General features: G+C 71.6%; 1 protein-coding gene. It reads right to left on the bottom strand.

Annotated elements, in window-relative coordinates:
- Positions 1–11,126: type I polyketide synthase (locus GC106_RS48625; protein WP_376777842.1), on the bottom strand; the 11,126-nt coding region annotated here is incomplete at both ends.

Consider the following 11,126-nt stretch of genomic DNA (forward strand, 5'->3'; position numbering starts at 1 on the left):
CCATCCTGATTCACCGCCGAACCCCGCACCACCGCCAACACCCGACGCCCATGACGCCGCGCATCCGACAACCGCTCCAACAACACAACACCCACACCCTCAGACCACCCAGTACCATCCGCAGCATCCGCGAACGACTTGCACCGCCCATCAGGCGCCATGCCTCGCTGCCTGGAGAACTCGACGAAGGCGTGCGGAGTGGCTAGCACCGCCGCACCTCCCGCCACCGCAAGGGAGCATTCCCCCCGGCGCAGGCTTTGCACCGACAGGTGCAGAGCCACCAGCGCGGACGAACACGCGGTGTCCACTGTGATCGCCGGGCCTTCGAGCCCGAGCGTGTACGCCACCCGCCCCGATGCGACGCTGCCTGTGGTTCCCGTGCCCACATAGCCTTCCGCCGCTTCGCCCAAGGAGGCGAGGCGGCCCGCGTATTCGCCGACGGTCAGCCCGGTGAACACGCCGACCTGTTGGCCGTGCACGGAAAGCGGATCGATACCGGCCCGCTCGAAGACCTCCCACGACGTCTCCAGCAGCAACCGCTGCTGCGGATCCATCGCGAGTGCCTCCCGCGGGCTGATCCCGAAGAACTCGGCGTCGAACTCCGCGGCGTCGTGGAGGAACCCGCCGTGCCGCGCGGTGGAGGTGCCTGGCCGGGTCGTGTCCGGGTGGAACAGCGACTCGAGATCCCAGCCGCGATCGGTGGGGAACCCCGACATCACGTCACGTTCCTCGGTGACGAGCCGCCATAGGTCCTCCGCGGACCGCACATCGCCGGGGAACCGGCACGCCATGCCGACGATCGCGATCGGCTCGCCCACGTCGGCACCGACATCGACACCGGTGTCCACGCGGGTGCCGGACTGGTCCCGCTCGCCGGTCAGTCCGGCCATCAGGAACCGTGCCAGCCGCTCCGGCGTCGGCTGGTCGAAAACCAGGGTGGCGGGCAGCCGGAGACCGGTCTCGGCGGCGAGCCGGCCACGCAGTTCCACCGCGGTCAGGGAATCGAACCCCATGTCCTTGAAAGCCCGGCTGGCCGCGACCAGGTCGGGGGAATCGTGCCCGAGTACCACCGCCGCCTCGGCGCGCACCAGGTTCAGCAGCACGGTGAACGCTTCCGGAGCCGTCAGCGTGGCAAGCTGGGCAGGCAGTGCGGATTCAGCGACGTCGTCGCCGTCCCGTCCCGATTCGGCCGCCATGGCGCGCGCGGCAGCCGGGATCTCCTCGATCAGGGGACGGCGACGGGCCAGGGTGTACGTCGGTACGAACCGGTCCCAGTCGATGGCAGCCACGGTGAGACAGGTCTCGTCGTGGTCGAGTGCCTGCTCCAGCGCGGCCACCGCCTGTTGCGGTGGCATCGCCTGAACACCGTTGCGGGAAAGCAGTTCCGCCGCGTGGCCGTCCGCCATGCCGCCACCGGCCCAGCTGCCCCAGGCGATGGACGTCGCGGGCAGGCCGCGGCGCCGGCGATCCTCGGCCAGCGCGTCCAGGAAGGCGTTGCCCGCCGCGTAGATCCCTTGGCCGCCGCTGCCCCACACTCCCGCGCCCGAGGAGAACAGCACGAACGCCGACAATTGCTGACCGGACAGCAGTTCGTCGAGGTGCGCGGCGCCGTCGGCCTTCGCGGCGAGCGTCCCGGCCAGATCGGCCGGGGTGGCTCGGTCCAGCGGGGCGACGTGGTTGGCCCCCGCCACGTGGAACACCGCGTTCACCGGTGATATGTCGCCGATCAGCTCCGCCACGGCACGGCGGTCGGCGATGTCGCACGCCGCCACTGTGACCCGGCCGCCCGAAGCGGCCACCAACCGCTCGGCACCCGCCGCCGCCATACCCCGGCGGCTCACGAGCACGACCCGTTCGGCACCCCGATCGAGCAGCCATCGGGTGACGTGGCCGCCCAACGACCCGGTTCCACCGGTCACCAGCACCGTTCCGGTCGGCTGCCACCGGCGGGGCGCTGGGGTGCCGGCCAGCGGCGCGGGGACCATCCGCCGGACGAAGACCCCGGAGTCCCGGATCGCGACCTGGTCCTCGTCGCCCGAGCCGGTCAGCACGGCGGCCAGCCTGGCCGCCGCCCGCTCGCCGAATTCGGCGGGCACGTCGACCATTCCGCCCCAGCGGTCCGGGTGCTCCAGGCTCACCACCCGGCCGAGACCCCAGAGCCGGGCCTGCACGGGACCGGTCAGCGGATCGGACCGTCCGACCGAAACCGCACCCCGGGTCACGCACCAGAGCGGTGCCGTCGCGCCCAGGTCGCCGAGAGCCTGGACCAGCGCCACCGTCTGGCCGAGATCCAGCAGGGAAAGCACACCCCGAACGCCTTCGGTGTGCTCGGTGAGCACGGCGCCGAGCCGCTCACGATCCATGTCCGCGGCGGCGCGGACGTCCGTGACGTCCATTCCGGCGGCCACCAGTCCGCGCAGGATCGCCTGCGCCGAGTCGGTCCGCGCAGGCTCGTGCACGAGGAGCCACCGTCCGGCCGGTGTGCCAGCCGGCACGTCGGCCGGCCGCCACACCGTGCGATACCGCATTGAGTCTACAGTGGATCGTAGGTGACGTTCCCTGCGCCACGCGGACAGCACCGGCAGGACCGGCCGCCAGCGGTCGAGCGACTCCACCGACCCGCCGTCCGCGCCGATGGCACGTCCCAGCGCGCTCAGGTCCTCCTGCTCCACCGCCGCCCAGAAGCCTGCGTCGGCCGGGTCCGTCGCTTCGGAGGTATCGGCGGCCGGCGCGGTGAGCCAGTACCGTTCACGCTGGAACGGGTACGTCGGCAGATCGACCCTGGCCGCGTGGGTGGGCAGCACTGGAGCCCAGTCGACCGGCGCCCCGTGTGCGTGCGCCTGCGCCACGGACCGGAGCAGTCGCGGCAGGCCGCCCTCTTCGCGGCGCAGCGACCCCACGACGGCCGCGGCCACCCCGCTGTCCTCAATGGACTCCTGGATCCCGGTCACGAGCACCGGGTGCGGGCTCATCTCGGCGAACAACACCGGCCCTTGCGCCAGCAGAAGCCGGGTGGCGGCGTCGAACTCGACGGTCTCGCGCAGGTTGCGGTACCAGTACTCCGCGTTCAGCCCGGTGGTGTCCAGCACCGTGCCGGTGACCGTGGACACGAACGGCACTGTGCTGGCGCGGCCGGTGACCCCGGACAGGACATCCAGCAGTTCCTCACGCAACACCTCGACGTGTGCCGAATGGGACGCGTAGTCCACAGGGATGTGCCGTGTCCGGATCCCGTCGGCGGTGCACCCGTCCGCCAGGGCCGCCAGCGCACCGGGCTCGCCGGACACGACCACCGATCGCGGTCCGTTGACCGCCGCCAGGGAAAGCAGTCCCGGCCATCGGGCCAGTCGGTCCGCTGCTTCATCCGGCGACAACGCCACGGACAGCATGCCGCCCCGTTCGGGCAACCGGGTCAACGCCAGGCTCCGCAGGGCAGCGACACGAGCGGCGTCTTCCAACGACAACGCACCGGCCACACAGGCCGCCGCGATCTCACCCTGCGAATGCCCCACGACCGCCGACGGGTGCACGCCGAACGACCGCCATACCTCGGCCAGCGACACCATCGTGGCGAACAGGGCGGGCTGGACGACATCCACTCGCTCCAGCGACGGCGCGTCGCCGGAACCGGCGATGAGGTCGACCAGCGACCAGTCCAGGTACGGCTCCAACGCCTGCGCGCAGGCATGCAGACGGCCGCGGAAGACGTCGTTGTCCCGGTAGAGCTCCCGTGCCATCCCCGGCCACTGCGAACCCTGACCGGGGAACACGAAGACAGTGCCGGTGATGGTTCCGGTGCCCTTGACCACATCCATGGACGAACGGCCTTCGGCAAGCGCGGCCAGCCCGCCCGTGATCCCGTCGCGGTCCTCGGAAAGCACCACAGCGCGGTGGTCCAGCGCGGCACGGGTCGTCGTGAGCGACAGCGCGACCTCCGCGGGCGACAGCCCGGGATTGGCGTCGACGTACGCGCCGAGCCGCCTCGCCTGCTCGCGCAGCGCCGGTTCGGTTCTCGCCGACAAGACCCAGGGCACCACCGGTGCCGGGTTCTCCCAGACAACTCCCGGGCGCTCGTCCCGAGGTGCCTGTTCGAGCACGACATGCGCGTTGGTGCCGCTGAGGCCGAACGAGGACACCCCGGCCCGCCGTGACCCGTCCGGTCCCGGGCGCCACTGCCTCGACTCGGTCAGCAGTTCCACAGCACCGGTGTCCCACCGGACATGCGGTGTCGGGGCGGCCACATGCAGGGTTCGCGGCAGTACTGCGTGCCGGATCGCCAGCACGGCCTTGATCACGCCGGCCACACCCGCCGCGGCCTGGGTGTGACCGATGTTAGACTTCACCGATCCCAGCCAGAGCGGGCGATCGGTGGCGCGGTCCTGGCCGTAGGTCGCGATGAGGGCTTCCGCCTCGATCGGGTCGCCCAGTCTCGTCCCCGTGCCGTGCGCCTCAAGGAGGTCCACTTCGGACGGTTCGATCCGGGCCGCGGCGAGCGCCTGACGGATCACCCGTTGCTGCGCGGGGCCGTTCGGTGCGGTCAGGCCGTTGGACGTGCCATCCTGGTTGACCGCGGAACCCCGGACGACGGCGAGGATCGTGCGTCCTTGACTTCGGGCGTCGGACAGCCGCTGCACCAGCAGCATTCCCGCGCCCTCGCCCCATGCGGTGCCGTCGGCCGCTTCAGCGAACGCCTTGCACCTGCCGTCGGAGGCGAGACCGCCCTGCCGGGCGAACTCGACGAACAGCTCGGGTGTGGAGACCACGGTGGCACCACCGGCGAGGGCCATCGAGCACTCGCCGGTGCGCAGCGACTGGATGGCGAGGTGCAACGCCACCAACGATGACGAGCACGCCGTGTCCACTGTGACCGCCGGTCCTTCGAGGCCGAACATGTAGGACACCCTGCCGCTCGCCACGCTCGTGGCGTTGCCCGTGACCAGGAAACCGCTGTCCCCTTCGGGCGCTTGGCGCAGCGCGGTGGTGTAGTCGTTGCCCGCGACACCCACGAAGACACCGGTCCGGCTGCCACGCAGGGAGAGCGGGTCGACGCCCGCGCGCTCGAAGGCTTCCCACGAAGTCTCCAGCAGCAGGCGCTGCTGCGGGTCCATCGCCACGGCCTCACGCGGTGAGATGCCGAAGAAGCCCGCGTCGAAGTCGGCCGCGCCGGCGAGGAACCCTCCCGGGAAACCGGAAATCCGCCAGCCGCGATCCGTGGGTGACCCGGACACAGCGTCACCACCCCCGGACACCAGCTCCCACAGGCTCTCCGGTGAGTCCACCCCGCCGGGGAAACGGCACGCCATCCCGACGATCGCGATCGGCTCGTCCTCGGCCCGCGGCTTCGTCGCCGGGGACGACGATGCCGGGGACGGCACGTCCCGCTGCCCGCCGAGTTCGGCCTCCAGGTGGTCACGCAGCGCCGCGGGCGTGGGGTGGTCGAAGACCAGGCTCGCGGCGAGCCGCAGGCCGGTCGCGGCGTTCAGCCGGTTGCGCAGTTCCACGGCGGTCAGCGAGTCGAAACCCGCTTCGCTGAACGGCTTCCGCACCTCGACCGCGGCCGGGGTGGCGTGTCCCAGTACCGCCGCCACTTCGCGGAGCACCAGATCCATCAGGTCGCGCCGCTGCCCGGCCGCGCTCACCGGCGGGTCCTCGATCACGGTCGTGGGTGCTGCCGAATGGACGTCGGGAAGGTCCCGCACCAGCGCAGGAGTCCGGGTGAAGGCACGCAGGAACCGCGCCCAGTCGATGTCCGCGACCACGACAGCGGCCTCGTTGTGGTCCAGGGTCCGCTGCAACGCGGCAAGTGCCTGCCGTGGCGCGATCGGCCGTGCGCCATGCCGGTTCAGCACCGCGCCCGCGGCACCGGTGACCATCCCGCCGTCTTCCCAGACGCCCCAGGCCACCGACGTCGCGGGCAGTCCCTCGGCTCGGCGGCGCCGCGCGAGCGCGTCGAGGAAGGCGTTGCCCGGCGCGTAGTTGCCTTGTCCCACCGCGCCGACGACCGCACCGACCGAGGAGACCAGAACGAACGCCGACAGGTCGAGATCCCGTGTCAGTTCGTGCAGGTTGACGGCCGCCACGAGCTTCGGGCGCAGTGCCTGTTCCATCCGCTCGGGAGTCAGGGAGTCGATCATGCAGTCGTCGAGTACGCCCGCCGCGTGCACGACCCCGGTCAACGGGTAACGCCCCGGCACCTCGGCGATGACCCGGGCCAGCGCGTCCCGGTCGGCGGCGTCGCACTCGGCGAAGGTGACCTCGGTTCCCAGGTGGACGAGCTCGGTTTCGAGAGCGGCCGCGCCGGGAGCGTCGCGGCCACTCCTGCTCACGAGCACCAGGTGTTCCGCGCCGTTCTCCGCCAGCCACTTGGCCACCTGTCCGCCGACCGCACCCGTCCCACCGGTCACCAGGACGGTCCCGGCCGGGCGCCAGACGCGACTCGGCACGGCGGCGCCCAACGGTGCGCGCACCAGCCGACGGCCGAAAGTCCCGCCGTCGCGCACCGCGATCTGGTCCTCGTCCGCCGCCTCGGCGGACAGCACCGCGGCGAGCCGCCTGAAACCAGCCGGGCTGTCGGCCGCGGGCAGGTCGATGATCCCGCCCCAGCGGTCCGGCTGTTCCTTGGCGATCACTCCGGCCAGTCCCCAGACGAGAGCCTGGGCGGGCTCGGCCAGTTCGCCCTCTCCCACCGGCACCGCGCTGCGCGTGACACACCACAACCGGGCGCTCGCCTCGGCCCGGGCCAGCACCTGGACCAGCGCGACAGTGGCCGACAGTGCACGAGGCACCGCGGGATGGGCCGGATTCGGCCGGTCGTCCAACGCCAGCAACGAGACCACACCGTCGAACGGGTCCGCGGCCGGCCATTCGGCCTCCGCGCCGTCAGGGCCAACGGCGAACGTGGTCACGGCGGCGCCTCGCTCGGTCAGCGCACGTGCCACCGATTCCGACAGCACTCCGTCCTCCGGAGTAGCCACCAACCAGCGACCGGTCAACGGTCCGGGCGGCGCTTCCACGGCCGACCAGCTCGTGCGATACGTCCAGGTATCCACACCGGACTCACCTGGCTGGCGGGTGTCCGGCCAGTAGCGGTCGTGCTGGAACGGGTACACCGGCAGGCTCACCCGCCGGGCCCCGGGCAGCACGGCGTGCCAGGCAAGGGATACCGCTCCCCGGGTGTGCAGCCGCCCCACTGCGGACATCAGCGTCCACGGCTCCGGCCGGCCCGCCCGGGACACCGGCACCAGCAGGCAGCGGTCTGGTTCGCGCAGGCTTCGCCCGGCGGCCGCGGTGAGCACCCCGTCCGGGCCCAGCTCCGCGAAGGCGGTGACTCCTTGGTCCTCCAGCGTGCGCACGGCGTCATGGAAGCGGACCGGCTCACGCACCTGGCGGACCCAGTACTCCGGTGTGCCGATGTCGGCGGCGACCTGACCGGTGACGGTGGAGACCAGCGGAATGGACGGCGCGCTGAACGTCAGGCCTTCGGCCACCCGGTGGAACTCGGCGAGCATCGGCTCCATCAGCGGCGAGTGGAACGCGTGGCTCGTGCGCAGGCGCCTGGTCCGCCGGCCCTTGGCCGAGAACGTTCCGGCCACCTCGGCGACCGCTTCGGCCGCGCCGGAGAGCACGACCGAGTCCGGCCCGTTGAGCGCCGCGATGGCCACCGTGTCCGGCCGTCCGGCCAGCACCGCCGTGACCTCGGCCTCGCTCGCTTCCACCGCCACCATGCGCGCGCCGCCCGCGGCCGGGGGCAGCTCTTGCATCAGCCTGCCACGCGCGGCGACGAGCACGCAGGCGTCGTCGACGGTCAGCACACCGGCGACGTGCGCGGCGGCGAGTTCGCCGATCGAGTGGCCCACCAGGAAGTCCGGGCGGATTCCCCACTGCTCGAGCAGGCGGAACAACGCCACCTCGAACGCGAACAGCGCGGCCTGGGTGAACATCGTCCCGTCCAGCAGCACGGCGTCCGACGTCCCTTCCTCGGCGAAGGCGACCGCACGCAGCGAACGGCCCAGCAACGGGTCGAGCCGAGCGCACACGTCGTCGAACGCCCCGGCGAAAGCCGGATGCGCCCCATGCAGTTCCCGGCCCATGCCCAGCCGCTGCGCACCCTGCCCGGTGAACAGGAAGGCCAGTCGCCCCTCCGCCACCGAGTCCGGCGGGACAGTGCCGTCAGCGAGCTCTTCCAGCCCGGCGAGCAGTTCCCCGCGGTCACGGCCGAGCACGATGGCCCGCCGTTCCAGCTTGGCCCGGGCGGTGCCGAGCGTGAACGCGATGTCGGCGACGTCGAGGTCAGGGTGGTCCAGCATGTGCGTCATCAGGTTGCGGGCCTGTGCTCGCAGGGCGTGCGCGCCGCGTGCCGAGACCGTCAGCGGCACGACCGGCGGGGCCACCACCGGCGGCTGGGACAAGTCCTTCGGTGGCGCGTGTTCCAGGATCACATGCGCGTTGGTGCCGCTGAGCCCGAAGGACGACACACCTGCTCGCCGCGGGCGTCCGGCGTCCGGCCATTCCACCGGTTCGGTCACCAGCCGGACCGCGCCGTCCGCCCAGTCCACGTGCGGCGACGGTGCGTCCACGTGCAACGTTTTCGGCAGCAGGCCGTCCCGCATCGCCGACACCATCTTGATCACGCCGGCGACACCGGCCGCGGCCTGCGTGTGGCCGATGTTCGACTTCACCGAACCGAGCCACAGCGGACGGTCCCGCTCCCGCCCGTACGTCGCGATGAGCGCCTGTGCCTCGATCGGGTCACCCAGCGTCGTCCCGGTTCCATGCGCCTCCACCGCGTCCACATCGGAGGGAGCAAGACCTGCGACGGCCAGGGCCTGCCGGATCACGCGCTCCTGCGACGGCCCGTTGGGCGCGCTCAGCCCGTTGCTCGCGCCGTCGGAGTTCACCGCGGACCCGCGCAGCACCGCGAGCACCGGATGACCGTTGCGGCGGGCGAACGAAAGCGGCTCCAGCAGTACCAGTCCGGCGCCCTCCGCCCAGCCGGTGCCATCCGCCGCGGCGGCGAACGGCTTGCAGCGCCCGTCCGGTGCCAGCCCGCGCTGGCGGCTGAACTCGACGAAACCAAGCGGCGTCGACATGACGGTGACACCACCGGCGATCGCCATCGTGCACTCGCCCTGGCGCAGCGCGTGCATGGCGTTATGGATCGCCACCAGCGACGACGAACATGCCGTGTCCACAGTGACCGCGGGTCCTTCGAGCCCGAGCGTGTAGGCCACACGGCCGGACACCACGCTCGTCGCGGTACCGGTCAGCAGGTAGCCGCCGCCTTCGCTTCCCTCGTCGTCCCACACGGCCCGGTAGTCCTGGCCCGCGACGCCGACGAAGACACCGGTCCGGCTGCCACGCAGGGAGAGCGGGTCGATGCCCGCCCGTTCGACTGTCTCCCAGGCGATCTCGAGCACCAGCCGCTGCTGGGGGTCCATCGCCAGCGCCTCGCGCGGGGAGATCCCGAAGAAGCCGGCGTCGAACCCGGCCACGTCGTCGAGGAAACCACCTTCCCGGGCGTACGACGTGCCCGCCCGGGCGGGATCCGGGTCGTGCAGCCGGACGGCGTCCCAGCCCCGGTCGGACGGGAACGGCGAGATCGCGTCGACGCCGTCGACGACCAGCCGCCAGAGGTCCTCCGGTGTCCGTACACCGCCGGGGTACCGGCAGCCCATCGCCACCACGGCGATCGGTTCGCCGTCGACCGGCGCTGTCATGTCCGGAGCGGCCACGGCGATTCCCTCGCCCAGGACACGCATGCCCACATACCGGGCGAGCGCGATGGGCGTCGGGTGGTCGAACACAAGGGTGGCCGGTAGCGTGATCCCGGCCGCCGAGCTGAGGCGGTCGCGCAGCCGCACCGCGGTGAGGGAGTCGAAGCCCATCTCCCGGAAGGCACGATCGGCGGCGACGTCACCGGCCGACGAGTGGCCCAGCACCACGGCCGCGTGGTTCCGGACGAACTCCAGCAGCACGCGGGCGCGGTCGTCCTCGCCCAGACCGGCCAGCCGGCGTCCGAGCGGTGAGGTTCCGGCCTCCGCCACGCCGGGGAGCGCATCGTCCACTGAGGACGTCCTGGCGGGCCCGGTGTGGCTTTCCAGCCAGAATCGCCTGCCCTGGAACGGGTAGGTCGGCAGGTCGACGGGACGTCCGCCGGGGAAGAACACCGGCCAGTCGACCGCCGCGCCGCGGCTGCCCGCCTCAGCGACGGCGGCGAGCACCGCCGCCGTCTCCGCGCGGTCTCGTTGCAGGGTGGGAGCGACGGTGATGTTCGCGCCCTCGCTCAGGCAGTCGCCCGCCATCGACGAGAGCACACCGTCGGGGCCGATCTCCAGGAACACGGACACGCCCTGTTGCTCGAGCGCACGCACACCGGCCTCGAACCGGACCGGCGCGGCGACATGCCGTACCCAGTAGTCCGCGTCGAACGACGTATCGGCCAGGGCGCCGGTCACGTTCGAGACGATCGGGATCCGCGGCGTCGCGAACGACAGGCCGCTGGCGACCGCCTTGAACTCGTCGAGCATGGGCCGCATCAGCGGGGAGTGGAAGGCGTGGCTGACCCGCAGCCGCTTGACCCGTCGGCCACGGTCCCGCCATTTCGCGGCGATCCGGTCGACGGCCGCGGCAGTGCCCGACACGACGACGGACTGTGGTCCGTTGACCGCCGCGATGCCCACTTCCCCTTCGGCATCAGCCAGTGTCGCGGTGATTTCCTGTTCGCTCGCCTGTACGGCGGCCATCGCCCCGCCGGACGGCAACCCCTCCATCAACCTCCCCCGCGCCGCCACCAACACACACGCATCAGCAAGCGACAACACACCAGCCACATGCGCCGCCACCACCTCACCCACCGAATGCCCCATCACACAACCAGGACGCACACCCCACGACTCCAACAACCGAAACAACGCAACCTCAAAAGCAAACAACGACGCCTGCGCAAACACCGTCCGATCAAGCACCCCACCATCCACACCAAACACCACACCCGCCACCGACCCACCCAGCACCCCATCCAACCCCCCACACACCTCATCAAACACCCCAGCAAACACCGGAAACACCCCATACAACTCCCGACCCATACCCAACCGCTGCGAACCCTGACCCGCGAACAGGAAAGC

Origin of the sequence: Kibdelosporangium persicum (assembly GCF_013280595.1) — a bacterium.
Classification (GTDB): domain Bacteria; phylum Actinomycetota; class Actinomycetes; order Mycobacteriales; family Pseudonocardiaceae; genus Kibdelosporangium; species Kibdelosporangium persicum.